The organism is Corynebacterium sp. Z-1, from assembly GCF_031844665.1.
GTDB classification, from domain to species: domain Bacteria; phylum Actinomycetota; class Actinomycetes; order Mycobacteriales; family Mycobacteriaceae; genus Corynebacterium; species Corynebacterium sanguinis.
On the sequence record NZ_CP134621.1, the window covers coordinates 1313974 to 1339375 of the forward strand.

The window sequence follows — 25402 nt, forward strand, 5'->3', positions numbered from 1 at the left end:
AGTTCACTTCAGACCCGCCTTACGTGTCCACGGCATGGTGACTCTGCCGAACGCGACGAGGAGTGCGTCGACAAGCACGGCGAGGAGAATCGTCCCGATAAGCCCCGCGATGATCTGAGTGGGGAAGGACCGTTGAAACCCCTCCGTGAACAGCGTGCCCAGCGACTGGACACCGATGAGGGCGCCGACCGAAACAAGGCTGATCGTTGAAGCCGCCACGACGCGCACGCCGGCGAGCAACCCCGGGCCTGCGAGGGGAAGCTCCACTCGGAGAATCCGCCTCAGCGGGGAGTACCCGGTCGCGATCGCCGATTGGCGCACATCCGCGGGCACGGAGCCGAAGGAGTCGGTCGCCGAGCGCACCATCAGCGCAATGCCGTAGAGGGTCATGGCGACAACGACGTTGAGCGGTGAGAGCACCGAGGTGCCCAGCACAAGCGGCAACAGGACAAACATGGCCAGCGAGGGCACGACGTAAATCAGGCTCGTGGCCACGACGAGGGTTTCGCGTACGCGGCCGGCGCGATGCGCGAGCCAACCGATCGGCACCGCGATGAAAAACGCCGCGAAGATCGCGGGTAGCGCCAGCAGCAGGTGGTCGATCGCGAGAGACCCGATGCGCCCTGCGTTGGATCCGAGCCACGTCCAATTCATTTCAGAACCCCCCGCACCTTGCCGGTCGCGTCCACCACCAGGGTCTCCCCGTCGCGCTGGACGGTACGCACGTGCCAGTTCTCCGCCCCGATGAACTCGCGCACCGCCTCATTGGCCGGGTGCGCGACGATTTTTTCCGGGGTTCCCGCTTGTTCGATACGGGCGTGCTGGCCGAGGATCACGACTTCGTCACCAAGCAGGAAGGCTTCGTCGATGTCGTGGGTGACCATGAGCACGGTCGTGGCCACAGTGTCCTTCAGCGCAAGCACTTCGCGTTGCAGGCTGCGGCGGACCACGGGATCAACCGCGCCGAAAGGCTCGTCCATGATGAGGATGTCCGGACGCGTCACCATGCCACGGGCCACGCCGACGCGCTGGGCCTGGCCCCCGGAGAGTTCCGCCGGGTAGCGGCCGAACAGGGACGAGCCGAGGTTGACCAGCTCAAGCATGTCCGCGGCGCGCCGCTTCGCCTCGCCCTTGCCTGCCCCGGACAACTTCGCGATGTCGGCGACGTTATCCAGTACCGTGCGGTGGGGCATCAGGCCGGAGTGCTGCATCACATACCCGATGCTGCGTCTCAGCGTGACTGGGTCGGAATCGGCCACATCCGCTCCACGGACAAGCACTGTCCCCGAGTCGGGTTCGACCATGCGGTTGACCATGCGCAGCAGTGTTGTCTTGCCGCACCCCGAGGGCCCCACGAAGCAGGTGGTTGTTCCCGTGCCCACGGTGAAGCTGAAGTCGGCGACGGCAGGGAGGGCGTTGCCGTCGTAGGTCTTTGACACGTTGCGGAACTCGATCATGTCCGTCCTCCAGGATTATCGGGAAGCCTCAGCGGAAAAACAGCGGCAAAAGGAAAAGCATGCCGGTGCTCCAGGTCAGGTGCAGCGAAATCGAACTGTATAGCCTCCCGCCGCGGAAAGCTTCGTAGTGGGCCACGGCACCGATGACTGCGGCGGCCAGAATGAGCAGCCAGACACCCATCGCCGCGGTGACAAGGCAGTACAGCGCCAGCGACACCGCGCTAATCGACGTCGTGTGGTGCAGCAGGCCGTGCACGCGGAGCTGGCGCGGGACTGCGTCACGGTAAACGAGCTCCTCGCCGATTCCGTTGAGGATGAGAACGAGCAGGGTCGGCGCGAGCCCGCCTTTCTCCGTCGTCGCCAGCAGCTGGCCGACAGGTTCAGCGAGGGGAGGGATGCGGCTGACAATAACGGCCCCCGCAACGAAGATGGTGGCGAGGGCCGCGCCGATGGCCACCCCCCGCGCGATGTCAGCGGCTTTGCCGGGCCCGGCGAAAGCGTTGCGCGAGCCCATGAACCACCAGGTGGTGGCGTAGACGATGGCTGTCAGTACCGTTGCCGCGTAAAAGCCCGCCGATCCATCACCCGATTGGCGGGCGACGAAGAGTCCCGCGGCGCCCAGCAGGCACGGCAGGAGGAAGGTGAACTTAGGTAGTGCCATCAGTGGAAGTATAAGCTGAAGACTATGAGGACTGCTCTCGTTACAGGTGCCACCGGGTTTATCGGCCAGCGCGTCGTCCTCGAACTGGTCGAACGCGGGTGGAAGGTTCGCTGCCTGTGCCGCAGTCGCGACAAGGCCCTGACCATGGACTGGGCCCGCTACCTCGATAGCGGGGAGGTGGAGATCGTCGAGGGCGACGCGGCCGAAAGGGCCGACGTCGACCGCGCGCTCAAAGGCGTCGACTGTGCCTGGTACCTGCTGCACTCCATGTCGTCGGGCGGCGGCTTCGCCGAGGAAGAGGCGAAGATGGCGCGCCAGTTCGGCGAGGTCGCCGCGGAGCACGAGGTTGGCCGGATCGTCTACCTCGGCGGGCTCCACCCGGACAACGAGGACATGTCCGAGCACCTGAAGTCGCGCGTGCGCGTCGGCGAGGAGCTGCGCGCCGCCGGCGTGCCCACGGCGGCCCTCCAGGCGGGCGTGGTCATCGGCGACGGCTCGCTGTCGTTCGCGCTGTTGCGCCACGTTTCCGAGCGCGTGCCCACTTTTGCGGCGCCGAAGTGGATCACCAACCGCATCACCCCGATCTCCGTGCGCGACGTCGTTCACTACCTCGTCGCCGCGGCCGATCTGCCTGCTGAGGAGGACCGCGCCTTCGACATCGGCGGGCCCGACACCATGCCGTACGTGGATATGATGCAGCGCTACACCCAGGTCGTCAGCGTGCGCCGCAGGCCGTTTCTGTCGGCGCCCATCATGACCCGTCGCCTCGCGTCCTTCGGCCTGTCCGTGCTCACGCCGCTGTCGATGAAGGAGATCCTGCCGATCTTCGACTCCGTATCCTCGGACACCGTGCTCAAAGAGCGCGACTTGGAAAAGCTGGTGGGCACGCCCGAGGGCGGCAACCAGACCTTCGACGAGGCCGTCGAGATCGCCGCGCGTGGCACCCACCCCGCGCGCTACGGGCGCATCGCCAACGCGGTGCACCTCGGCGTGCTGGCCACGGCCATCGCCGGCTCGCTTCTGACTAACCCTAAGTCCGCTAACTACGCCCGGCTGAAGAAGCCCTCCTGGCAGCCCCCGGCGGCGGCGTTTCCCATCGTGTGGACCCTGCTCTACATCGACATTGCAGTGATCGCCACCACCACCATCGCCGATTCGCTGGAGGAGGGCGAGCCCCGCGCCGCGCGCAATGACGCCCTCGCGCTGGCGGGGAACCTTGTCCTCAACGCCGGCTGGAGCGGTGTATTCTTCCGTTCGCGCGCTCGCCGCTTGTCGACGCTCTGGGCAGGCGCCCTCGCAGCCTCCTCAGCAGACCTGGTGCGCCGCGCACACCGCCGCTCGCCGACGCGCGGGTTGCTGCTTGCCCCCTACCCGGTGTGGTGCGCCTTCGCGACCGTGCTGACCGGCGAAATCGCGCGCCTTAACCGTTCTTAATGTCGTCGTAGGCCGCTAAAGCCCGCAACCGCGACTGCTTGACGTCCGCCATCGGCTCGGGGTAGTCGGCGGTTTCGGGCAGCCAGCGCGAAACGTAGGAGCCGTGCGGGTCGAACTTCTCCGCCTGCGTCAGCGGGTTGAAGATGCGGAAGTACGGTGCGGCGTCGTCACCGGAGCCCGCGACCCACTGCCAGTTGAACGCGTTGGAGGCGGCGTCGGCGTCGACAAGCGTGTCCCAGAACCACTCCTCGCCGTGGCGCCAGTGGATGCCCAGGTTTTTAGTCAGCCAGGAGCCGGTGACCATGCGCACTCGGTTGTGCATGCGTCCGGTCGCCCAGAGTTCGCGCATGCCGGCGTCGACAAGCGGGATGCCCGTGCGGCCCGACTGCCACGCCGCGAGCTCTGTCAGGTGCTGGGCGTCGGGGTCCATTTCTTGGTGCGCGAATGCCGCAGCCGTGGTGCCGGGCACCGCGTTGGGTGTCCACTCCCAGTCAAAGCGGCCGAACTTCTCGCGGACGTTTTTCGTCTCCATGTCGGCCAAGTGGTAGTAGCGGTGCCAGGCGAAATCGCGCCACAGAAGCTGCCGCGCAAACGCCCACGCTCCCGCGTCGACAGCGGCGAGCCACACCTCGGCGGGGCTGATCTCGCCGAAGCGCAGGTGCGGCGACAGGCCTGAGGTAACCCCGTCGAGCGCATTGTTGTCGTAGTCGGCGCTCGCGGCGATGAACTCGGCGAGGCGTTTGTGGGCCGCGCCTTCGCCGGGGGTGTTGTGCTGCGCCAGCGATGCGGCCCACGCAGCCTCGGCAGGCGCGTCCACGGTGGCGGGGGCGACGTCGGCCGGGGTGAGGTCCGGGACGGGAAGAGGCGTGGGAGGGGCGTCGAGAAGCACACTGCGCGCGGCGTTGAAGAACGGCGTGAACACGCGGTACGGGGTGGCACGCACCTCCCAGGGCTCCGTGAGCAGGTAGCCGGGGTGCGAGACGGCGCCGGTGGCCTCCTTGACCTCGGCATCAATGTCCGTCAGGTGGTAGCGGCGGTTCCACGTCACTGTCGCGCCAAGCTCGCGCGCGAGGCGGGGGACGATCTCGCGCGGGTCGCCCGCGAGCTCAATCAACGGAGCTGGGAGGGATTCGCGCAAGGCATCGAGGCTGTGGCGCAGCCACCACGCGGCGGCCCGGCCGATGCCCCGGCCCACCGTCTCGTGGACGTAAAGCCCCACGACGGGGCCGCGCTCGGCCGCCCAGGTCAAAGCGGCGTTATCAGCCAAGCGCAGGTCGTCGCGGAACCATACAATCGTCGGGGTACTCATCGCGACAGGGCATAGAATAGCGACGGACGAGAAACGCCCAGCGGGGCCAGCCACTTCTCGCCCGTGTGAGTAAACCGGAACCCGAGCTTGAGCAGAACCCGCTGCGAGCCGAGGTTTCCCTCTGCATGGGAGGCAACGATAAAGGGGTAGTTGGAGTGCTCGATCAACGCGGACGCCGCCTCGGTGGCGATACCGCGGCCCCAGTAAGGCGCTGCCACCCAGTAGCCGAGCTCCGGGGACTCGCCGGGGCGTAGCGCAACGCAGCCGACCGGCTCACCGTCGAGCGTGATCGCGAAGGTGCCGGGCGCGGATAAGACATCACTGATGGAGCGCCGGCTTTCCTCGAGGCTTGTGTGCGCCGGCCAGCCGGCACGCGGGCCGACCTCGGGGTGCGAGGCGTGGGTGAAAAGCGCCGGGGTGTCGCTACGAGCCCAGGGGCGCAGCACCAGGCGGGGAGTAACTAACATTGCTTGCCATCCTAATGTCCGAGCTCGGGAACTAAAGAAACGAATCGGGCGTTGTACCGTGTGGATGCAAGTCCGGCCAGACCATTGTCTGAATTACTGAAAGGAAACCAGGGATAGTGAGAAGTAACAACCCTGTCTTGACCCAACTGCCCCAGGCGGGCAGCTTCGCGGGCTACGGGTCGGTACAGACCGACCGGCCCATGACGGTCGACGACGTGGTAACCAAGACGGGCATCACTCTCGCAGTGATCGTTGCGTTCGCCGTCGCGAACTTCGGAATCGCGCTGGCGGGGCGACCCGACATCTCGACCATCTTGACGTTCGTCGGCGCAATCGGCGGTTTCATCACCGTTCTCGTCCACGCCTTTGGCAAGAAATTCGGATCCCGCACCGTGACGTTGATATACGCGGCTTTCGAGGGCCTGTTCGTCGGTGGGTTCTCGTTGATCCTGTCCGGTTGGATGATCGGCGGAGCGAACGCCGGAGCGATGATTTCCCAGGCCATTCTGGGCACGGTCGGCGTGTTCCTCGGCATGCTGTTCGTTTACAAGACCGGGGCGGTGCGCGTCACCCCGCGCTTCAACCGGATCCTCACCGGCGCCATCGTCGGTGTCGCGGTGATGGCGCTCGGCAACCTGGTGCTGTTCCTGTTCACGGGACTCAGCCCGCTCCGCGACGGCGGACCGCTGGCGATCATCTTCGGCGTGGTCTGCATCATCCTCGCCGCGCTGTCGTTCCTGCAGGATTTCGACCTCGCCGATCGCCTCGTACGCACCGGAGCGCCGTCGCAAATGGCCTGGGGCGTGGCACTGGGGCTGGCAGTGACGCTGGTCTGGCTCTACACCGAGATCCTGCGTCTTTTGTCCTACGCCAACCGCAACTAGCTAGTAGTTGCTCTCGGGGTTAATCGAGATCCCGTCCACGCTCACCGTGGTGAAGCGGAGGACACCATCGATAACCTCGGGGTTGCCTAGGACAACCTGGGTACCCTCGACCCGACGGTCCGGGTTGAGCGTCACGCGGGTGCCCAAGCCGGAACCAATCCGGCCGGACCACTCGTTCCACGTGATGTTCTCGATGTAGTCGTCCTCATCCTCGCAGGAGAGAACGAGACGGTCCGGCTCGGGGCCAACATCGGTACCGCAGTTGATGTAGGTGGGTAGCTGGCTCGGGGTGGGCGTGGCGTTGGCCTGGGAGGCCTCCACAACGTTGGCGCGGGTCGCGCTAGCCGGGGTCTCGTGGCCGGAACCCGCGAGCGAATCGGGGTTTTGGCTGGTGGCGGTGTCGACCTTGTTGCCGGAGTCGACCTCGTGCGGAGGGGAGCAGGCTGCGAGGCCCAGAGCTGCCAGGGCGAAAAATCCCGCCGCTGCCTTGCGCGTGGTGGTGATGTTCACTGTGATGTCGTCCTTAAAATCTCAAGAAGTTTTCCTCTGCGACCCCGCGCGCGGGGTCGCAGCCTTGTCTGAATCGTATGGCTCGGCAGAGACGATGGTTACCGAGATCTCGCGCCCGTTCGGGGCGTTGTAGGAGCGGGTCTCACCCTCGGAAGCACCAACAACCGCGGCGCCCAGCGGGGAGTTCTCGGAGTAGGTCTCCAGGTCCTTGTTGCCGGTGGAGGCGGCGCGGGTGCCGATGAGGAAGGTTTCCTTGTCGCTCTCGTCGCCGTTGTAGAAGACGTGGACGACGGAGCCGACCTGGGCGACACCCTCGATGACGCCGGAGCGCTCGGTGGTGGCATTCGCCAGGATCTCGGAGATCTGCTTGATGCGGGCTTCTTCTTGATCCTGCTGTTCGCGTGCGGCGTCGTAGCCAGCGTTTTCCTTCAGGTCGCCTTCCTCGCGGCGCTCGTTGATCTCGGCGGCGATGACCGGGCGGTTGTCGATGAGAGCCTGCAGCTCGTTCTCGAGCTTCGCCTTCATCTCCGGGGTGATGTACTGCTTCTGGGTCTCAGCCATATATAAACCTTCCGTTACATGCTAATACTGGGCCGAATTCTATCACGGCGCGGGCGTGGGATAAGCCGCAGTGTAGGTCCTGGATGTGTCCATGTAGAAGGGGATGTTTTCCGAGCAGCCGTAGACACGCCCGGACACGGCGGGCTCGCGCACAGGAAGGTCGACGCCGACGTGGATGAGCTCGTCGCCACCTGCGGGGATGATGACTTCTCTGCGCCCCACCTCAGCGAAGTCGTAGTTGACCGCGGTGACGATGCAGTACGAGTCGATGGACGGGTCGCGGCGGGTGACGTCGATCCACAGCCGGGTGGTGGCGTCGTCGACAGCTTCCTGGGTGATAAAGCTTGCGGTGACGGGCACTGCTTGGCGCTGCAGGTAGTTACGCGCCGCCGCCGCGATTACGAGCGCCACCATGAGCAACGCCGCGATAGCCAACACTTTGCCGCCGATCCCGCGGGGCGCCCTCGCGGAATCCTGGTCGCCGTAGCGGCTTGTCGGGCGGGCAAGGTCGGTATCGGGCACAGTGGGGCATCCTCGCTAGTGGCAGTAATGACTTTTGCATCAATAGTACTAAGATGGCCTAATACTTAATACTTAGTAACTTAACCTACGACGGCTGGAGATGCTGCATGCGCCTTTTGGCAGTTCACGCCCACCCAGATGACGAGTCGTCGAAGGGGGCAGCGACGATGGCGCGCTACGCCTCCGAGGGGCACCGCGTCAAGGTTGTAACCTGCACGGACGGCAAGCGCGGCGACATTTTGAACCCAGCGATGAATCGCCCCGGCGTGCTCGAGAACATCATGGATGTGCGTCGTGAGGAAATGGCCCGCGCCGCGGCTGCGCTGGGTGTGGAGCACGAGTGGATGGGCTACGAGGATTCCGGTCTGCCCCAAGGCGACCCCCTGCCGCCCTTGCCCGAGGGCTGCTTCGCGCTCGCGGACACCACCGAGGCGACCACGTCTTTGGTTAAGGTCATCCGCGAGTTCAAGCCGCACGTGATTATCACCTACGACGAGAACGGTGGCTACCCGCACCCGGATCACCTCAAGGTGCACGAGATTTCCATGGAGGCGTGGGAGAAGGCGGGCGACCCGGGGTTCGCGCCCGAGGCCGGTGAGCCGTGGACGCCGCTAAAGCTGTACTACACACACGGCTTTATCCTGCAGCGGATGCAGCTGCTCCACGACCGCCTGATCGAGCAGGGCGCCAAGAGCCCCTACGGTTACATGATCAAGCGGTGGAAGGAAAACGAGGCGGACGTGATGAGCCGTGTCACCACTCGCATTGAGTGCGGTGAGTACTTTGGCCACCGCGCCGAGGCGCTGACCGCCCACGCCACGCAGATCGATCCCGCCGGCGCGTTCCTTGCCAGCCCGGTCGAGGACCAGCAGGCGGTCTGGCCGACCGAGGAGTTCGAGCTGGCCAAGACCCGCGTGTCCACGCACCTACCTGAGGACGACTTGTTCGCGGGCATCAGCGAGACGGAGGATAAGCAATGATCGGTACCGCCGCGCTAACCAACGCCTCGGGCTGGATCCTCGCGCAGGCTCCGCCGGAGACCCCGGTTGGGCCGGAGTTCGGCAAGGCCTCGCCGATCGGCATGCTCATCGTCGTCGCCCTCGCGGTGGTGATCTTGAGTCTCGGCTTCGCCTTCCACCGCAGGCTGTCGCGCTTTAACCGGCGTCGGCTGTTTGCGGAGCAGCACGGTATCGACCCTTTCGACCAGGAGGCAATTGACGCGGCCATGGCCGAGGCGGGCGTGCTCGACCGTCGTCGTCAGCGCTTTATCTAACCGCTCGGCTGTAGGGTGGAATCGTGACTGTGCTGTCGAGAATCCTCTACCGCCTCTACGAGGCGCGGTTGAGGCGTGACCTGCGTGGCAAGAAGCGCCCGCGGCACATCGCGGTGATGGCCGACGGCAACCGGCGCTGGGCGCGACAGGTCGGTTACACCGACGTCTCCCACGGCCACCGCGCCGGCGCAGCGAAGATCGGCGAGCTGGTGCGCTGGTCGGCCGAGATGGACATCGATGTTGTCACCATCTACCTGCTGTCCACCGAAAACCTGCAGCGCACGACCGAAGAGGTTGAGCTGCTTTTCGACATCATCTCCGACGTCGTCGCGGACTTGGCGGCGGAGGATTACTCGTGCCGCATCAAGCTTGTCGGCCACCTTGAGCTTCTGCCCCCGGAGGTAGCGGAGCGGATGCAGCGCTCGGCCGCGGCGACAAGCGCGAAGCGTGGGCTCAGCGTCAACATCGCGGTCGGCTACGGCGGGCGCCAAGAGATCGTCGACGCCGTGCGCACATTGCTTGGCGACGAGCTCGCCTCCGGAACCGCTGCCGAAGGTTTGGCGAGCCGCGTCACCGTCGACTCGATCGGGGAAAACCTCTACACTTCCGGCCAGCCGGACCCGGATTTGGTGATCCGCACCTCCGGCGAGCAGCGCCTGAGCGGGTTCCTGCTCTGGCAGGCGGCGTACTCGGAGATCTGGTTTACCGACACCTACTGGCCGGCATTTCGCAAGATCGACTTCCTGCGCGCGCTGCGCGACTACTCGCAGCGCTCGCGCCGCTTTGGCAAGTAGCTACATCTTGCGCATACGAACGCGCTGTACGGAGTGATCGGAGCCCTTACCCAGCACGAGCGAAGCGCGCACGCGGGTGGGCAGGATGTTTTCCACGAGGTTCGGGAGGTTGATCGACTGCCAGATTTCGCGGGCCTCGCGCGTCGCGGAGGCGTCGTCAAGCTCGGCGAATCGTGCGAAGTGAGCGCCAGGCTCGCGGAAGGCTGTCGTGCGCAGCTGAAGGAAGCGGTCGATGTACCAGCGCTCGATGTGCTCGGTTTTGGCGTCAACGTAGACGGAGAAGTCGAACAGGTCCGAGATCATCAGGGTCGGGCCGGTCTGCAAGACGTTGAGGCCCTCGAGGATGAGGATGTCGGGCCTGTCCACAAGCTGGTGCTCGCCGGGGATGATGTCGTAGAGCTTGTGCGAGTACACAGGTGCTTCCACCGCGGGGGCTCCGGACTTGACATCGGTGACAAAGCGCATGAGGTTGCGGCGGTCGTAGGATTCCGGGAACCCCTTGCGCTGCAGAAGGCCGCGTTCGCGCAGTGTCTTTGTGGGGTAGAGGAATCCGTCGGTGGTCACGAGGTCGACCCGGGGGTGGGACTCCCAGCGCTGTAGCAGCACCTGTAAAAGGCGAGCGGTGGTGGACTTGCCCACGGCCACCGAGCCGGCAACCCCGATGATGTAGGGCACCCGCATCGACTCGCCTAAGAACATCGCGCTGGCCGCGTTGAGCCGTTGCGCGGCCTCGACGCGCAGGTGGATGAGGCGCGAGATGGGCAGGTAGATGTCCGCCACCTCGTGCAGGTCGATGTTTTCGCCGATGCCGGAGAGCTGGGCAAGCTCGTCTTCCGTTAGCACCTGGGGCATGGCCGCGCGGCGGCGGCTCCAATCCTCGCGGCGGAAGTCCACGTACGGGCTTGAGGGGCTGGAATCAGCGGGACGCGACATGGCCACCATTGTGGCATTTGGTGCCTATACTGGCTGAAAATGGCTGTCTTTAGCGGTCAGCCCCCCGATACGAAAGGACCCGTGAAACCGTGTCTGAAGACCTCCGCTACCAGGATCTCTCCTCACTGGACCCCGAAGTCCATGAGGCCATTGTCAATGAGCTCGGGCGCCAGCGGCACACGCTGGAAATGATCGCGTCTGAGAACTTCGTGCCGCGCGCTGTGCTGCAGGCGCAGGGTTCCGTGCTGACCAACAAGTACGCCGAGGGCTACCCGGGGCGCCGCTACTACGGCGGCTGCGAGTTCGTCGACGTCGTCGAGGACCTCGCCCGCGACCGCGCGAAGGAAGTATTCGGCGCGCAGTACGCCAACGTGCAGCCCCACTCCGGCGCGCAGGCCAACGCCGCCGTGCTCATGGCGCTGGCGGAGCCGGGCGACACGATTCTGGGCCTAGACCTCGCCCACGGGGGTCACCTCACTCACGGAATGAAGATCAACTTCTCCGGCCGTCTGTACAACGTCGCCGCCTACCAGGTGGAGCCTGACACCCACCAGATTGATATGGCGAAGCTGCGCGAGCAGGCGCGCGAGGTCAAGCCGAAGGTGCTCATCGCTGGCTGGTCGGCATACCCGCGCCAGCAGGATTTCGCAGAGTTCCGCTCGATTGCCGACGAGGTCGGCGCGTACCTGTGGGTCGACATGGCGCACTTCGCGGGCCTCGTCGCCGCGGGCCTGCACCCCTCTCCCGTGCCGCACGCCCACGTCGTGTCATCCACGGTGCACAAGACACTCGGCGGCCCGCGCTCCGGGTTCATCCTCACCAACGACCTCGAGCTGCACAAGAAGCTCAACTCCGCAGTGTTCCCCGGCCAGCAGGGCGGTCCCCTGATGCACGCGGTCGCCGCGAAGGCGACGGCGTTCAAGATCGCCGGCACGCCCGAGTTCAAGGACCGCCAGCAGCGCACGCTGAACGGCGCGCACATCCTCGCCGAGAGGCTCACGCGTGACGACGCCAAGGTTGCCGGCGTCGACGTCGTCTCCGGCGGCACCGACGTCCACCTCGTCCTCGTTGATCTGCGCAACTCCGACATGGATGGCCAGCAAGCCGAGGACCTGCTCCACTCCGTGGGCATCACCGTCAACCGCAACGCAGTGCCGTTCGACCCGCGCCCGCCGAAGGTCACCTCCGGCCTGCGCATCGGAACCTCCGCGCTTGCGACCCGCGGCTTCGGCGACGAGGACTTTACCGAGGTCGCCGAGATCATCGCGGAGACCCTGATCATGGGCGATTCTGCGGACCGCGAAGCGCTGCACGCCCGCGTGGATGCTCTCGCCGAGAAGTACCCGCTCTACCCGGAGCTGGAAAGCTGGAAGATGATCTAGCGCTCGGCGGCATGGGTCGCGCGAGCGGCCCGCAGCCACTCGGGCTGATCTTTGAGCAGGGCGCTGATCTGCTCGGTGGTCAGGGGGGAATCCATGCCGTTCTTCTTCAAGGCGGTGATGCTGATCCCGAGCTTACGCGCCACTTCGGGGCGGGGATGGGGTCCGTTCAGGCGTAGCTCCGTCAGCCACTCGGGAGGATTGGCCTGCAGCTCGCGCAGGCGCGCGTGGGTGATCGCGCCCTCGCGGAACTCGTCCGGGGTGGCGGGGAGGTAGATGCCCAGTTTCGCGGCGGCGGTTGCGGGCTTCATCGCCGTGCCGGAGGGTTTAGTCGAGTCAGTCATGGGTTCGACGGTAGCATTTTGGCATGTTGCGCCTCAGTTTCGTCACCGGCACCGAGCCGGGAAAATGGTTCTCCCGCTACCGGCAGGGCACCGACCACGGTCTGCGTGAGATCGGCCACGATGACCCGTTTGCCCTGCTCGAGCAGGGGGAGTGCGACCTCGCGCTGATGCGGCTTCCGGACGCGCGTGTCGACGACCGCCACCACGTCGTCGTGCTCTACGACGAGGCGGCCGGGGTTGCGGTGCCGAAGGAATCGGTCTACGCGATTGCCGACGAGCGGCTGACGCCGGCGGACCTCGAGGGGGAGATTGAGAATTTTCGTTGGTCGCAGGGGGCGTCGATAAGCGAGCTGCGAGAGTCTCTGCGCGTGGTTGCGGCCAACGTTGGCGTGGCCTTTGCGCCAAAGCCTCTGCTCAAGATGCTTGCGAAGAAGCAGGTCGCGGTACGCGATGCTGATGGCGATGCGACGCACATTGCGCTGGTGTGGAGGCGGGAGGCGGACGGCGATCCGATCCAGGATTTCGTTGGTGTGGCGAAGGGGAGGACGCCGCGGTCCTCGCGCTCCTCCCCCCGTACAGGGGGTAGGCGCGGACGTCGTTAACCTAGAGTTTGCATAATGGTACGCATAAACAACGTTCTATGGAAAGGGTTTTAGATATGAATATTTCTCGCAAGCTTGGTGTCATCGCCGCAGCTGGTGCTCTCTCGGTGGGCCTCGTCGCCTGCGCCGACGAAGAGGGCGACATGGGCGCGGCGACGACCGTTGCAGAAACCGCGACCGAGACCAACACCATGACCGAGACGCAGGAGCCGGCTGAGGCGACCACCGCTGGCACCGAGGTCGCTGACGGCGTGCCGGTTGCTACCGCCGATGGCACCCAGGCCATGGTTCCGGCCGGCCTGGCAGAGGCCATGGACAAGTTCACCGCTCCCGAGTACGGCGGCGACGACTGGGGCGAGCCGATGAGCATCGATGAGACCGAGCAGGGCTGGGTTGCAGCCTACGCTGACGGTCACTACATCACCTGGAACGAAAACACCGGTGGCGCTCCGATCTGGGGCAAGATTGGTGAGACCTGGGCGGATGAGAACTGGGGCGAGGGTAGCGTTGGTTTCCCGACCGCAGCTGAGACCCCGATCCCGGGCGAGATGGGCTGGACCCAGGAGTTCGAGAACGGCACCATCAGCTGGGCACTCGACGAGGCCACCGGCGAGTTCGGCCCCGTCATTGAGGCCAACTAAAATTAGACTGCACCTGCACTATTGCGTAGCCATTGATTTCGCTACACAATAGTGTGCATGTCTTTCAATGATTTCACGCTCCGACCAATCCGCCCGGAGGATTACCCGCAGGTTCGGGAAATTTACGAACTGGGTTTGACGTCGGGCCACGCCAGCTACGAATCCAAGGGTCAAAGCTGGGAGGAGTTCCGGAGCAAGAAGATCATTGAGACCGTTTTCGTCGCGGTCGACTCAGAAGATGATTCCCGCGTTGTGGGCTGGGTCGCCGCGGCGAAGGCATCTACGCGCAGCGTCTTCCACGGAGTCGTGGAGGATTCGATTTACATACACCCCGACGCCCAAGGGCGCGGGGTGTCTAGCGCGCTTTTGGACAAACTTATTGAGACCTGCAAGCGCCTCGACAAATGGGCCATCCACTCGTGGATCTTCCCCGAGAACGAAGGATCCTCAAGACTGCACATGTCCCGCGGCTTTACCAAGGTGGGCACCTTCCACAACATGGCGGAGATGACCTACGGCGACATGGAGGGGCAGTGGCGCGCGACTGACGTCTACGAGCTGCTGCTGCCCACCCCCGGCGAGTCTGCTTAAGCCACCGTCTCCTTCAGCGGTTCCTGCTTCACGGGGAGCAGCAGGATCAGCGCGACCAGCGCCGCTGGGACCATGAGTAGGTAAACGGGTGTGAGCCCGTCGTTGTAGCTGGAGATCACAGCGTCGCGGACGGCGTCGGGAAGCTGGGCGACGATCTCCGGGGTGAAGCTGTTGCGGGCGGTTTCGCCGGCTTGCATCTCGCCGGGCAGGCGCTCGGCAAGGTTCTGGGTCATGTTGAGAATGAACAGCGACCCCACCAGCGAGGCGCCGAGCGCCGATCCGAGCTGGCGGAAGAAGTTGTTCGTTGCGGTTGCAGTTCCCACCATGGCGACGGGGAACGAGTTCTGCACGATCAACACTAGCACCTGCATCACCATGCCCAGGCCCGCGCCGAAGGTGAACATATAAACACCGAGCTGCGGCAGCGGCGTGGTGGGCTCGAGCTGTGAAAATAGCAGCAGGCCGAGGGCGGTGACCGCCATGCCGGCGATGGGGTAGGTCTTGTAGTGGCCGGTGCGGGCGATGATAAAGCCGACGGCTACACCGACGCCGAGTAGGCCGAGCACCATGGGCAGCATCATCAGGCCGGCCTCGGTCGGGGTCAGGGAGTGGACCATCTGCAGGTAGGTCGGCAAGTAGCCGAGCACGCCCATCATGGAAAAGCCCAGCACCACGCCGGCCGCGGTTGTCAGCACCATGTTGCGGTTGCGGAACAGCCACATCGGGATCAACGGGTTGCGCGCTCGCTTCTCGACGACCACAAACAGCGCCGAGGAGATTATCGCTGCCGCAATGAGGCCGAGGATGACGAGGGAGCCCCAGTCGTAGTCTGTGCCTCCCCATGTAGCGGTCAGGGTGATGCTCACGGTGGCGACCACCATGAGGATGGTGCCCAGCCAGTCGAAGTGCAGCCGCTCCGGCCTCGGCCCGCGCAGTCGCAGGACCACGAGGCAGACCGCCATGGCAATCAGGCCTAGCGGGATGTTGATCCACAGCCCCCAGCGCCAGCCGGGGCCGTCGGTGAACCACCCGCCGAGGACGGGCCCGAGCACGGAGGAGACTCCGAACACAGCGCCCATTGCGCCCATGTACTTGCCGCGCTGCCTGGCGGGGACGACCTCGGCGATAATCGACTGCGAGTTGACCATCATCCCGCCCGCGCCGAAGCCCTGGACGGCGCGGCCAATGATCAGGGCCGTCATGGAGTTGGCGAACCCGCCGATGATCGAGCCGACGATAAACAGCGAGATCGAACCGATGTAGAGCCACTTGCGCCCGAGGCCGTCGCCAAGCTTGCCGTTGAGCGGCATGGCGATGGTCATGGTGACCATGAACACGGAGATTACCCAGCTCATGTGGTCAACGCCGCCGAGCTCGCCGACGATGGTGGGCAGCGCGGTGCCGAAGACCATCTGGCCGAGCGAGCTCATCAGCATGGTGAGCATCAGTGCACCGAAGATGAGCCCGATGCGGGGTTGGTGCGTTTCTACCATGTCAGCTCCTTGTAGTACGCGGTGTGGATGCGCGCTGCGCGCCGCACTCCGTCGACGGCCGAGCCTGTGTCGGCGGGGAAGTGCGGGTTGGACAGGTACAGCGACAACGCGCTGCGGCACACCTCGACGACAATGTGGACCTCGACTTCGACGGGGAGGTCGGGCAACCGGCGGTCGTCGGGGAATCGCGCAAAATGCTTGTCGACGGCCCGAGCCAGCGCCGTGAGCACCGTGACGCGGCGTTTGTGGCTCGCGTGGGCCAGGGAGGGGTTATCGGAGATGACTAGGCGGCGGCGCTCTAGCAGCCCTCTGCTGACCAGCTCGGAGCGTTCTTTCATCTGCGAGACGATGAGCTCAATGAGGTTGTCGCTCTGGGTGGCCTCGATCGCGGCCAGCGCCTCGGCATCGAGCTCGAAGGGGAAGGCGCCGAGGATGGCGTCGTCTTTGGAGCTGACGTAGTTAAAGAAAGTCCGCCGCGAAATGTCCGCGGCGGCGCAAATGTCTTCAACGGTTACGGCGTCAGCGCCGTGGCGTTCGACGAGGGCGAGCGCTTCGTCGTAGATGCGGCGCAGCGTCGCCTGGCGCTTGCGCTCGCGTAAACAAGGGGGTTTAGTCACAGGGTGCAATGTTACACCCTGTGCAAAATTCCTTCTTTAGTTGCGATCGGTGTTCGCCATGGACAGCACGTCGAGGCGGCGATCCAGCTCCTCTTCGGTGAGCTTGTCACCGTCGACGAAGCCGAGGTCGATGACCGTCTCGCGGATGGTCTTGCCTTCCTTGAGCGCGGTTTTGGCCACCTTCGCGGCGTTCTCGTAGCCGATCGCCGAGTTCAGCGGGGTGACAATCGACGGCGAGGACTCAGCCAGCGTGCGCATGCGCTCGATGTTCGGCTCAATGCCGTCGACAAGCTTGGTGGCGAACTGGCGAGCCGTGTTCGCCAGCAGGCGAGAGGACTCGAGCACGTTGCGCGCCATCATCGGGATGAAAACGTTGAGCTCGAACTGGCCCTGGGTGCCAGCGAAAGCCACTCCGGCGTCGTTGCCGATGACCTGCGCGGAGACCTGGGTGGCGGTCTCACAGAGAACGGGGTTGACCTTGCCCGGCATGATAGAGGAGCCCGGCTGCAGGTCGGGCAGGTGGATCTCGCCGAAGCCGGCGAGCGGGCCGGAGCCCATTAGGCGGATGTCGTTGGAGATCTTGTACAGCGACACCGCGACCGAGCGCATTGCGCCGGAGAACTCGACGAGCGCGTCGCGGTTCGCCTGCGCCTCGAAGTGGTTCTCCGCCTCGGAGAGCTGCTCAACACCGGTCAGGGTCTTCAGCTCGGCGGTGACCCTTGCGCCGAAGTCGGCCGGGGTGTTGATGCCGGTGCCCACAGCGGTGCCGCCGATCGCGAGCTCGCCGAGACGCTCCAGCGTGGCCTCGACGCGCTGGATGCCCAGCTCAATCTGGCGTGCGTAACCGGAGAACTCCTGGCCGAGGGTGACAGGGGTGGCGTCCATCAGGTGGGTGCGGCCGGACTTGACCACCGAGTGCCACTCCTTGGCCTTCGCATCAAGCGAGTCGTGCAGCACCTTCAGGCCGGGGATGAGGTCCTCGACAGCTGCCTCCGTCGCGGCGACGTGGGTGGCCGTGGGGAAGGTGTCGTTGGAGGACTGGCCCATGTTCACGTCGTCGTTGGGGTGAACCTCAACGCCGTTGGCCTTGGCGATAGACGCGATGACCTCGTTGGTGTTCATGTTCGAGGAGGTACCCGAGCCGGTCTGGAAGACGTCGATCGGGAACTGGTCGTCGTGCTTGCCGTCGGCGATCTCCTTCGCTGCAGCGATGATCGCGTCGGCCTTCTCAGCGTCGAGGTTGCCCATGTCCTTGTTCACCTGGGCACACGCCGCCTTGAGCAGGCCGAGGGCGCGGATCTGCTGCGACTCCAGGCCGCGGAAGGAAATCGGGAAGTTCTCCACAGCGCGCTGGGTCTGTGCGCGCCACAGAGCGTCCACGGGGACCTTGACCTCGCCCATGGTGTCGTGTTCGATGCGGTACTGCTGATCAGCCATGTAAAAGCTCCTTCTTGAGGTGTGTTTATTCCGTGGGGTCAGAGTAGTCGACCACGGAGAACTCTTGCAGCTTGGAAAGCTGGTGGATCGACTCGACGTAGCGGACCGTGCCGGAGGTGCCGCGCATCACCAGCGAGCGCGTAGTCGCGCCGGTCTTGCGGTACGAGACACCGCGCAGCATGTCGCCGTTGGTCACGCCCGTCGCTGCGAAGTAGGTGTTGTCGGTGGAGACGAGGTCATCCATCAACAGCACGCGGTCTAGGTCGTGGCCGGCGGCGAGCACGCGCTCACGTTCCTCGTCGTTTTGCGGCGCGAGCTGGCCCTGGATCTCCCCGCCCAGGCACTTCAGCGCGCAGGCCGCGATGACGCCCTCCGGGGTGCCGCCGACGCCCATCATCAGGTCGATGGAGTTGGTGTCCTGGGCTGCGGAGATTGCGCCCGCGACGTCGCCGTCCATGATGAAGCGGACCTTCGCGCCGGCCTCGCGGATCTCCGCGACCAGCTTCTGGTGGCGCGGGCGGTCGAGGACGACCACGGTGACCTCGGAGGGCTTGACACCCTTTGCCGCTGCCACGGCGCGCACGTTGTCCGCCACCGAGGCGGTGATGTCGATCTTGCCGGCGGCCTCGGGGCCAACGGCGATCTTGTTCATGTAGAAGGCGTCCTTCGGGTTGTACATCGAACCGCGCTCGGCGGCAGCGATCACCGCGATGGCGTTCGGGCGGCCCTCCGCCATCAGGCGCGTGCCGTCGACGGGGTCCACCGCGAGGTCAACGTGCGCGCCTTCGCCGTTTCCGACCTTTTCGCCGTTGTACAGCATCGGGGCCTCGTCCTTTTCGCCCTCGCCGATGACGATGATCCCGTCCATGGTGACCGAGTTGATCATCTTGCGCATCGCATCGACCGCAGCGCCGTCACCCTCGTTCTTCTTGCCGCGGCCTACCCAGCGGCCCGAGGCGAGCGCGGCCGCCTCCGTCACGCGGACGAGTTCGAGGGCGAGATTTCGGTCCGGGTACACCTTGCCCGATGCGGTCTGGTCAGTCATCGAAGGCAGCCTCCTGAGCTACAAATTACGGATTAGATTTCCCCCCATTGTGTCACTTTCGGACACCCCCAGTGCGCGACGCTGCCAATTCGGGGGTGAACGGGTGGACGTGCCATACTTGGGCGCGTGGCAGGCAACGAGAAACCCCGCATTTTCCAGGACGGTCGCGACATGATGATCAACGTCGTGATCATTATCGTCGCCATGCTGGCTGTGGTCGGGTTCACCGGATTGTGTACCTTCAACCCCGGCGCGCCCGAGCAGGGCCCGGTCCAGGAGGTTGACGCCCGCTCCTTCGTCGAGCTGGAGTCGCGCGCCGTGAACTACCCGGTGCGCTACCCCGAGATGCCCGCGGGCTGGACCACCAACTCCGCGCGCCGCTCGATGATCGGCGGCGCCCCAGCGCCCGTCATCGGCTGGGTCACCCCCGGCGGCGGGTTCATCCAAATGACCCAGACCGCCGCGCCGCTTGACGACGCCGTCAGGGAGATCGACGCGGACCCGCGCGAGCTCGCGTCAACCGAGCAGGTGGGCGGCGCGCAGGTGCAGATCTACAGCTCGACAGCTGACGATGTGCGCGACGTGTGGGCGGTTGACGTCTCGGATGCGCGCCTGGTGTTTACCGGTGCGGCTACCGCTGATGAGTTCCGCGAGCTGATCGAGACCGCCGTGGGCACCACGCCGATTTCGCGCGGCTAGGAGTCGCTCGAGTTATCGGTGCGGCCGATAGCTTCTTCGACGCGGGTGGCGGCGCCGTCGAGAAGCAGCTCGCAGCGCTTCGCGAGCGCCTCGCCGCGCTCCCAGTACTTCAACGACTCGTCCAGGCTCATCTGGCCTAGCTCGAGGATCTTGACGGTTTCGACGAGCTCGTCGCGCGCCTGCTCGTAGTTCAGCGTTGCGGGGTCGGGAAAGGCGTTGTCGCCGGCCTCGCCGGTTCCGAAGGCGGTCGGGGTGGTCATGGGTTCGGTGTACTCCTTAGTTAATCTGCGGGTGAGTGAGACATCGCGGCCGCGGTGATCGAACCGTCCGCGACGCGGATGCGCAGCTGCGAGCCGGGCGGGGACTGCTCGATGGTGGTGACGACCTCGGGGCCGGAGCCGTCGCGCGGCAGGACCTGGACAACGGCGTAACCGCGCGCAAGCGTGGCGGACGGCCCGAGCGCGGAGACCTGGGAGCGCAACGCAGAGACCTTCGCCGACTCCTCGCGCAGCAGGTAGCGCACGTCGCGGCGGATCAGCGCGACGGCGCGCTGAACCTCGTCGCGGCGTTGGTTCAAGGAAGTCATCGGGTTCGCCAGGACGGGTCGGCTGCGCAGCGCCGTGATGGTGGAGCGCTCGCGTTCCACCCAGCCGCGCAGCGCGGCGTTCATCCTCGCGCGTGCCTCGTCGACGAAGAGGAACTCCTGCGCGGCGTCCGGGACCACCCGCTTCGCGGCGTCCGTTGGGGTGGCCGCGCGCAGGTCAGCGACGTTGTCAAGCACGGGGTTGTCCGGCTCGTGGCCGATCGCGGAGACCACCGGGGTGCGCGCCGCGGCGACGGCGCGCTGCAACGCTTCTTCCGAAAACGGCAGCAGGTCCTCGACGGAGCCTCCGCCGCGCGCGATGATGATGACGTCGACGGCCTCGTCCGCGTCGAGCGTGCGGAGCGCCTCGATGACCTCGGGGGTAGCGTTCGCTCCCTGCACGGCGGTGTTGATCACGCGGAACTTCACCGCGGGCCAGCGCGACTGAGCCACCGACATCACGTCGCGCTCGGCGGCGGATCCCTTGCCTGTAATCAACCCGACGGTGTTGGGAAGGTAGGGGAGTGGTTGCTTCCGGGAGGCGTCGAAAAGCCCCTCGGCGGCGAGCTGCTGACGCAGCTTCTCAATGCGCGCCAGAAGTTCGCCCTCGCCGACGTGGCGGATGTCGGTGATGTACATCGAGAACGAGCCGCGACCCGCGTAGAAGGAGGGTTTGCCTAGCACAACGACTCGGTCGCCGTCTTTCAGTGGCGTCGCGAGCGAGCGCAGCAGGGAGGTTTCGGCGGTGAGCTGCACCGAAATCTGCTCCTGGGTATCGCGCAGCGTGAGGTACGACATCTTCCACGTCGGCTTGACGTTGATCTGCGTGAGCTGGCCCTCCACCCACAGCCAGCCGAGGCGCTCAATCCACTTCTTGACCGTGGAATTGAGCCGGGCTACCGGCCACGGGTTCTCCGGCGAGCTCTTCGGTTGCGCCGACTGGGTCATGCATGCCCCCTCTCTTTTTGGGTTCGCGGTTGCGTGGGAATCTAGGTGTGAAACTACACAGTTTAGTGCCGTCTATCGTTTTAGACTTCTTTTAGATACCCTGGGTTCCATGACTGAACAGGGAAAAAACGTCCTTCTCGCCGCCCCGCGCGGTTACTGCGCCGGCGTCGACCGCGCCGTCGAGACCGTGGAGAAGGCCTTGGAGAAGTACGGCGCCCCGGTCTACGTGCGCAAGCAGATCGTGCACAACAAGTATGTTGTGGAAACACTTGAGGAGCGCGGCGTGATCTTCGTCGAGGAGACCGACGAGGTGCCCGAGGGCGCCCACTTGGTCTTCTCCGCCCACGGCATCTCCCCGGCTGTGCGCGAGTCGGCGATCCAGCGCAACCTGCTCACCCTCGACGCCACCTGCCCGCTTGTGACCAAGGTGCACAACGAGGCGAAGCGTTTCGCCCGCGACGGCTACCAGATCCTGCTGGTCGGCCACGAGGGCCACGAAGAGGTCGAGGGCACCGCTGGTGAGGCCCCCGAGGTCACCCACCTTGTCGACGGTCTTGACGGAGTCGCTTCGCTGCCGGACTTTGGCCCGGATCAGAAGTTGGTGTGGTTGTCGCAGACCACGCTGTCGGTGGACGAGACGATGGAGATCGTCAACAAGCTCTTTGAGCGCTTCCCGCACTTGGAGAACCCGCCGAGCGATGACATCTGCTACGCCACCCAGAACCGCCAGGTCGCAGTCAAGGCGATCGCGCCAAAGTGCGACCTGGTCATCGTCGTGGGATCGCAGAACTCCTCGAACTCCAAGCGCCTCGTCGAGGTTGCGCTTGAGGCGGGTGCGAAGGCGTCCTACCTGGTGGACTTCGCCCGCGAGATCGACGAGTCCTGGCTGGAAGGTGTCATGACCGTCGGCGTGACCTCGGGAGCCTCCGTGCCGGAGATTCTGGTGCGCGAGGTGCTCGAGTACCTCGACGACCGTGGCTACAGCGATATCGAGCAGGTCACCACGACGACAGAGACCATCACGTTCTCCCTGCCGCGCGACCTGCGACCCTCGCGCGTCTAGCGGCCGCGGCGACGGCCTGCGGCTTCACGCTGGGCCATGATCTCGCGCAGCTCATTGACCGTGACGGTGCGTTCGCGGGCGCGGCGTCCCTCATCGGCAACGCGCCGGTTGCTGCGCGCCACGCGGCGGCGCTCCTCCCGCTCGTGACGCGCCAAGGCCTGGTTGTAACGCTTCAGAAGGTGCAGTCGGGTAAACGCAATCAGCGCTGCGCCGAGGGTGGCCGCGAGGAGCACGGGGAAGAGTTGCAGCAGCGGGTAAGCGATCACGAGTACGTCCGTGCGCGACACCCCGGAATCACCTGAGTTAATGAACCACCCCGTTGCCACCGCGGCGACAACGAAGGTGATTGGGACTACTGCCACCGTGATGAACAGCCCGCGTGGGTTCACGAGCGTTGCCGCCGCGAGCGCACCGAGGGCGAAAAGCGTGAGGAACGGCCACGAAATCTGCCCCACGTAGATGGACAGCAACGCGCCGGTGAACAGGGCAGCGCACACGATGGCTATGGCCGAGCCCGTGGCTAGACCGTCGAATGAGGCGCGGGTGGCGCGCGAGTTCCTAGGCGACGCGTGTGACACGCTGCATTACCTTACCCGGTGTACTGAATCATTCGGGCTCCGCGGCATGCCTCGGTGTTGCGGAGACAGCGTCTACCGCATGAGATGTTGACCTCTTCGGGCTGACAACCCCCATCTCCTCGAACTTCCGGGCCGTGACCATCACCCGTGAATCCATGCTGGCGAGCGTTGAGTTAAACGCGTCGACGGCGCGTTCGAGCGACTGGCCGACGCGGTTGTAGTGCTCGGCCATCGTGCCGAGGCGCTGGTACAGCTGCGCGCCGAGGCGCTGGATCTGCCTCGCCTGCTCGGTGGCAGCCTCGTGGCGCCACCCGAGGGCGACGGTGCGTAGTAGCGCGAACAGGGTGGTGGGGGTGGCGATCACGACGTCGCGCGCGAAGGCGTACTCCAGCATCTCGGGGTCAAGGGCGAGGGCCGCGTCGAGGAAGGGGTCGGCGGGCACGAACATCACCACAAACTCCGGGGCAGGCTGGAACGCGGCGATGTAGGACTTGGCGGACAGCGTGTCCACGTGCGAGTGCAGCAGGTGGGCGTGGCGGCGCAGGTAGGCCTGCTTTTCCTCGGGGTCGTCGGTGTTGAGCGCGTCGAGGTAGGAGGAAAACGGCACTTTCGCGTCGACCACGATGTTGCGGCCAGCGGACAGGCGGATGATCATGTCGGGGCGCACGCGGGTGCCGTCGACAAGCTCGGTTGCTTGAACGTCGAAGTCGCAGTGCTCGACCATCCCGCCGAGCTCGACAACTCGCTGCAGCTGGACCTCACCCCAGCGGCCGCGTGTTTGCGGGGAGCGCAGGGCCGAGATGAGCTGGTCGGTGCGATCGGTCAGGCGCGTCGAGGTTCGGGTGATCGTCTGCACCTGGCTGGCCAGCGCCGACATTGCGACGGCGCGGTCGGCGTCCATCTCGTCGAGCTGCGTGCGCAGGCGCTCGAGCTCGTGGGAGACGGGGCGGATGTCAAGGGCCTGTTGCGGCTGCGGCGACTGCCGGCGGGCGAGTAGGTACGTTAACGCGGCGCCGAGGATGACGCCGAGGGCAAAGATGACGAGCACGGTTGCAACCTGCATGCGCCTTACTGTGCCACACGCACCCGACAACACCGAAGACGGTATCGCTTACGTGTTCGAACCCTTGTCGCGGGCAGCGAAGCGGCGGCGCAGCTCGCTCGGCTTGGCCAGTTGCAGGAGCTCGCCGCTGCTGCGCAGGACCTTCCAGCTCTGGCTGCCTTTCGGGGGTGAGACGAGCTCTTTGGCCGGCAAGGGGGTGGTTGCCCAGTCGCGGTCGCCGCGCCACTCTTTGCGCTCGTAGATGGATTCTTGTTCCTCGAGCTCCGCGATCGCGAGGCCCTCGGGGGTGGAGAAGATAAGCTGGTCTGCTTTCTTTTCTCCGGAGTGGATCTGCATCACGTCCATCATGTAGCGGAACACCACGGCGATCATCGCCGCAACCGGCACCGCGAGGAACGCGCCGACCAGACCGAACAGACCGCCACCGATGGTGACGGAGACCAGCACGATCACCGGGTGCAGGTCCATTGCCTTGGATTGGAGGACGGGGGACAACACGTTGCCCTCAAGCTGCTGGACGGCAAGCACGATCAGGAGCACGATGATGGCCTCGGTGAAGCCCAACGACACCAGCGCGATGAGCACCGCAAGGGCGCCGGCGACGACAGCGCCGACGATCGGGATGAAGCCCGCGATGAACGTAATCACGGAGAGAGTAAAGGCCATCGGCACGCCCACGAGCCAGATTCCGACGCCGATAAAGAAGGCGTCGACAAGCGAAACAATGGCCTGGGCGCGGATGAAGCCGGACAGGGTGTTCCAGGCGCGGGTGAGGAGCTCGGTGGCGTGCAGACCCGGGCGGCCGCCGGCGGTGGCGCGCAGCCAGGGCAGGAAGCGCGGGCCGTCTTTGAGGAAGAAGAAGGTCAAAACCAGCACCACCGTCAGGGTGACTATCAAGCCCGCGGCGGTGCCGATACCCGCGAAGACACCGCCCGCGATGGTGCCAGCTTGGTTTTGTAGCCATTGGGCGACCGTGTTGACCGCCTCGTTGAGGTCGTCGGGATCCATGTTGATTGGCGGGCCCTGCAGCCACAGCTGCAAGCGTTGGATGCCTTCGAATGCCTGCAGGTACAGGACTCGCGAGTGTGCCGCGATGTCCGGGGCGATGAGGAACACGAGGGTGCCGATGAGGCCGAAGAAGATGAGCAGCGAAATGAGGGCGGCCAGCGCCGACGGGAAGTGCGCGCGGCGGCGCAGGAATCCGGCAATCGGCGCGAGAACGGTGCACACGATGATCGCGAGGATCACGGGCAAAATGCCTTGCCAGAACGTGCCAATTAGCTGGCTAAGCGCGAAGAGGAAGACGCAAATGATAAGGATGCGCAGCACGGTCATGGCTGCCGATTTCAGCCAGCTATTGAGGACGACGCCTCTGTCTACTATGTCGCGGCGCTCGTCGTCGACCTTTGGCTCCGGGGCGCCGTCGCGGATCTCATCGTTTACGGGGTTGCTCACCTCACCTATCTTGCCCGACTGCGGGGTGCGCGCGCACGCGTGGGATAGGATGTGTCCCC

Annotated in this window: 30 protein-coding genes; 11 read left to right on the plus strand and 19 right to left on the minus strand. The window is 65.3% G+C overall.

All coding sequences use genetic code 11. The features are described from left to right. Window positions 1-3: 3 nt before the first annotated feature. From RIU96_RS06470 to RIU96_RS06480, 3 genes are read right to left on the minus strand one after another with little or no spacing between them, the layout of a single operon-like run. Window positions 4-654 carry an ABC transporter permease gene (locus RIU96_RS06470; protein ID WP_136651019.1) on the minus strand — a complete coding sequence of 217 codons (651 nt, stop codon included), beginning with the start codon at window positions 652-654 and terminating at the stop codon, window positions 4-6. After that, window positions 651-1457 (minus strand): ABC transporter ATP-binding protein, encoded by an 807-nt coding sequence (locus RIU96_RS06475; RefSeq protein ID WP_136651020.1) that lies wholly within the window; start codon window positions 1455-1457, stop codon window positions 651-653. The genes RIU96_RS06470 and RIU96_RS06475 overlap by 4 nt, the downstream gene beginning before the upstream one ends. Before the next feature lie 28 nt (window positions 1458-1485). Then, window positions 1486-2118 carry a CPBP family glutamic-type intramembrane protease gene (locus RIU96_RS06480; protein ID WP_136651021.1) on the minus strand — a complete coding sequence of 211 codons (633 nt, stop codon included), beginning with the start codon at window positions 2116-2118 and terminating at the stop codon, window positions 1486-1488. Between the two features lie 24 nt (window positions 2119-2142). On the opposite strand from RIU96_RS06480, the gene RIU96_RS06485 reads away from it, so the two are divergent. Beyond that, window positions 2143-3552 (plus strand): SDR family NAD(P)-dependent oxidoreductase, encoded by a 1410-nt coding sequence (locus RIU96_RS06485; protein ID WP_136651022.1) that lies wholly within the window; start codon window positions 2143-2145, stop codon window positions 3550-3552. On the opposite strand, the gene RIU96_RS06490 is transcribed toward RIU96_RS06485, so the two are convergent. Both RIU96_RS06490 and RIU96_RS06495 read right to left on the minus strand, forming a co-directional pair. Next, window positions 3539-4861: a cryptochrome/photolyase family protein gene (locus RIU96_RS06490; RefSeq protein WP_144689639.1), complete on the minus strand. Its 1323-nt coding sequence runs from the start codon at window positions 4859-4861 to the stop codon at window positions 3539-3541. The genes RIU96_RS06485 and RIU96_RS06490 overlap by 14 nt on opposite strands. Continuing rightward, on the minus strand, window positions 4858-5328 hold the full coding sequence (locus RIU96_RS06495) for a GNAT family N-acetyltransferase (RefSeq protein WP_144318549.1): 471 nt from the start codon (window positions 5326-5328) through the stop codon (window positions 4858-4860). The genes RIU96_RS06490 and RIU96_RS06495 overlap by 4 nt, the downstream gene beginning before the upstream one ends. A gap of 116 nt (window positions 5329-5444) precedes the next feature. On the opposite strand from RIU96_RS06495, the gene RIU96_RS06500 reads away from it, so the two are divergent. Then, window positions 5445-6212, plus strand: coding sequence for a Bax inhibitor-1/YccA family protein (locus RIU96_RS06500; RefSeq protein WP_136651025.1), 768 nt, complete (start codon window positions 5445-5447; stop codon window positions 6210-6212). Here RIU96_RS06500 and RIU96_RS06505 read toward each other — a convergent pair whose 3' ends face one another. From RIU96_RS06505 to RIU96_RS06515, 3 genes are read right to left on the minus strand one after another with little or no spacing between them, the layout of a single operon-like run. Continuing rightward, the gene (locus RIU96_RS06505) at window positions 6213-6722 is read right to left on the minus strand and encodes a hypothetical protein (protein ID WP_136651026.1); all 510 of its coding nucleotides are present in this window, start codon (window positions 6720-6722) and stop codon (window positions 6213-6215) included. Between the two features lie 21 nt (window positions 6723-6743). After that, window positions 6744-7283, minus strand: coding sequence for a transcription elongation factor GreA (greA, locus tag RIU96_RS06510; RefSeq protein WP_136651027.1), 540 nt, complete (start codon window positions 7281-7283; stop codon window positions 6744-6746). Window positions 7284-7325: 42 nt separating this feature from the next. Continuing rightward, window positions 7326-7805, minus strand: coding sequence for a DUF4307 domain-containing protein (locus RIU96_RS06515; protein WP_246062698.1), 480 nt, complete (start codon window positions 7803-7805; stop codon window positions 7326-7328). A 107-nt stretch (window positions 7806-7912) separates the two neighbouring features. On the opposite strand from RIU96_RS06515, the gene mca reads away from it, so the two are divergent. Genes mca through RIU96_RS06530 form a run of 3 tightly spaced genes read left to right on the plus strand, consistent with a single transcriptional unit; the run spans window position 7913 to window position 9872 of the window. Continuing rightward, window positions 7913-8785, plus strand: coding sequence for a mycothiol conjugate amidase Mca (mca, locus tag RIU96_RS06520; protein ID WP_136651028.1), 873 nt, complete (start codon window positions 7913-7915; stop codon window positions 8783-8785). Continuing rightward, entirely contained in the window at window positions 8782-9078 is a 297-nt protein-coding gene (locus RIU96_RS06525) for a hypothetical protein (protein ID WP_181729338.1), read from the plus strand. The genes mca and RIU96_RS06525 overlap by 4 nt, the downstream gene beginning before the upstream one ends. A gap of 23 nt (window positions 9079-9101) precedes the next feature. After that, window positions 9102-9872: an isoprenyl transferase gene (locus RIU96_RS06530; RefSeq protein WP_136651029.1), complete on the plus strand. Its 771-nt coding sequence runs from the start codon at window positions 9102-9104 to the stop codon at window positions 9870-9872. On the opposite strand, the gene coaA is transcribed toward RIU96_RS06530, so the two are convergent. Continuing rightward, a complete protein-coding gene (gene coaA, locus RIU96_RS06535) occupies window positions 9873-10805 on the minus strand; it encodes a type I pantothenate kinase (protein ID WP_144318548.1) in 933 nt (310 codons plus the stop codon). Between the two features lie 89 nt (window positions 10806-10894). Between coaA and glyA the strand changes: the two genes are divergently transcribed. Then, window positions 10895-12187: a serine hydroxymethyltransferase gene (gene glyA / locus RIU96_RS06540; RefSeq protein WP_144318547.1), complete on the plus strand. Its 1293-nt coding sequence runs from the start codon at window positions 10895-10897 to the stop codon at window positions 12185-12187. On the opposite strand, the gene RIU96_RS06545 is transcribed toward glyA, so the two are convergent. Beyond that, window positions 12184-12528 (minus strand): DUF5997 family protein, encoded by a 345-nt coding sequence (locus tag RIU96_RS06545; protein ID WP_144318546.1) that lies wholly within the window; start codon window positions 12526-12528, stop codon window positions 12184-12186. The two genes, glyA and RIU96_RS06545, sit on opposite strands and share 4 nt — an antisense overlap. A 23-nt stretch (window positions 12529-12551) precedes the next feature. On the opposite strand from RIU96_RS06545, the gene RIU96_RS06550 reads away from it, so the two are divergent. From RIU96_RS06550 to RIU96_RS06560, 3 genes are read left to right on the plus strand one after another with little or no spacing between them, the layout of a single operon-like run. Then, complete coding sequence (locus RIU96_RS06550) at window positions 12552-13130, plus strand: LysR family transcriptional regulator substrate-binding protein (RefSeq protein ID WP_144318545.1); 579 nt, start codon at window positions 12552-12554, stop codon at window positions 13128-13130. 56 nt (window positions 13131-13186) lie between these two features. After that, window positions 13187-13771 (plus strand): LGFP repeat-containing protein, encoded by a 585-nt coding sequence (locus tag RIU96_RS06555; protein WP_259809548.1) that lies wholly within the window; start codon window positions 13187-13189, stop codon window positions 13769-13771. Between the two features lie 57 nt (window positions 13772-13828). Then, complete coding sequence (locus RIU96_RS06560; protein WP_136651035.1) at window positions 13829-14362, plus strand: GNAT family N-acetyltransferase; 534 nt, start codon at window positions 13829-13831, stop codon at window positions 14360-14362. Here the strand turns inward: RIU96_RS06560 and RIU96_RS06565 are convergent. Genes RIU96_RS06565 through glpX form a run of 4 tightly spaced genes read right to left on the minus strand, consistent with a single transcriptional unit; the run spans window position 14359 to window position 18954 of the window. Beyond that, window positions 14359-15855 carry an MDR family MFS transporter gene (locus RIU96_RS06565; RefSeq protein ID WP_311204785.1) on the minus strand — a complete coding sequence of 499 codons (1497 nt, stop codon included), beginning with the start codon at window positions 15853-15855 and terminating at the stop codon, window positions 14359-14361. The genes RIU96_RS06560 and RIU96_RS06565 overlap by 4 nt on opposite strands. Beyond that, window positions 15849-16472, minus strand: coding sequence for a TetR/AcrR family transcriptional regulator (locus RIU96_RS06570; RefSeq protein ID WP_259916867.1), 624 nt, complete (start codon window positions 16470-16472; stop codon window positions 15849-15851). The genes RIU96_RS06565 and RIU96_RS06570 overlap by 7 nt, the downstream gene beginning before the upstream one ends. 36 nt (window positions 16473-16508) lie before the next feature. After that, window positions 16509-17909, minus strand: a complete 1401-nt coding sequence (locus RIU96_RS06575; RefSeq protein ID WP_144742075.1) for a class II fumarate hydratase — start codon at window positions 17907-17909, stop codon at window positions 16509-16511. 25 nt (window positions 17910-17934) lie between these two features. Further along, window positions 17935-18954, minus strand: coding sequence for a class II fructose-bisphosphatase (glpX, locus tag RIU96_RS06580; RefSeq protein ID WP_136651039.1), 1020 nt, complete (start codon window positions 18952-18954; stop codon window positions 17935-17937). Window positions 18955-19080: 126 nt separating this feature from the next. Here glpX and RIU96_RS06585 point away from each other — a divergent pair, with 126 nt between their 5' ends. Next, window positions 19081-19653, plus strand: coding sequence for a DUF4245 domain-containing protein (locus RIU96_RS06585; RefSeq protein WP_136651040.1), 573 nt, complete (start codon window positions 19081-19083; stop codon window positions 19651-19653). Here the strand turns inward: RIU96_RS06585 and RIU96_RS06590 are convergent. Beyond that, window positions 19650-19913, minus strand: a complete 264-nt coding sequence (locus RIU96_RS06590; protein ID WP_136651041.1) for an exodeoxyribonuclease VII small subunit — start codon at window positions 19911-19913, stop codon at window positions 19650-19652. The genes RIU96_RS06585 and RIU96_RS06590 overlap by 4 nt on opposite strands. A 20-nt stretch (window positions 19914-19933) precedes the next feature. Next, a complete protein-coding gene (xseA, locus tag RIU96_RS06595; RefSeq protein ID WP_136651042.1) occupies window positions 19934-21184 on the minus strand; it encodes an exodeoxyribonuclease VII large subunit in 1251 nt (416 codons plus the stop codon). A gap of 109 nt (window positions 21185-21293) precedes the next feature. Between xseA and RIU96_RS06600 the strand changes: the two genes are divergently transcribed. Further along, window positions 21294-22247 carry a 4-hydroxy-3-methylbut-2-enyl diphosphate reductase gene (locus RIU96_RS06600; protein ID WP_259809549.1) on the plus strand — a complete coding sequence of 318 codons (954 nt, stop codon included), beginning with the start codon at window positions 21294-21296 and terminating at the stop codon, window positions 22245-22247. On the opposite strand, the gene RIU96_RS06605 is transcribed toward RIU96_RS06600, so the two are convergent. The 3 genes from RIU96_RS06605 to RIU96_RS06615 are packed head-to-tail and all read right to left on the minus strand — an operon-like array spanning window position 22244 to window position 25343. Continuing rightward, window positions 22244-22825, minus strand: a complete 582-nt coding sequence (locus tag RIU96_RS06605; protein ID WP_136651044.1) for a DUF6542 domain-containing protein — start codon at window positions 22823-22825, stop codon at window positions 22244-22246. The genes RIU96_RS06600 and RIU96_RS06605 overlap by 4 nt on opposite strands. 28 nt (window positions 22826-22853) lie before the next feature. After that, complete coding sequence (locus tag RIU96_RS06610; protein ID WP_144742070.1) at window positions 22854-23888, minus strand: DNA recombination protein RmuC; 1035 nt, start codon at window positions 23886-23888, stop codon at window positions 22854-22856. Window positions 23889-23936: 48 nt separating this feature from the next. Next, entirely contained in the window at window positions 23937-25343 is a 1407-nt protein-coding gene (locus RIU96_RS06615) for an AI-2E family transporter (RefSeq protein WP_375543110.1), read from the minus strand. Window positions 25344-25402: the final 59 nt, after the last annotated feature.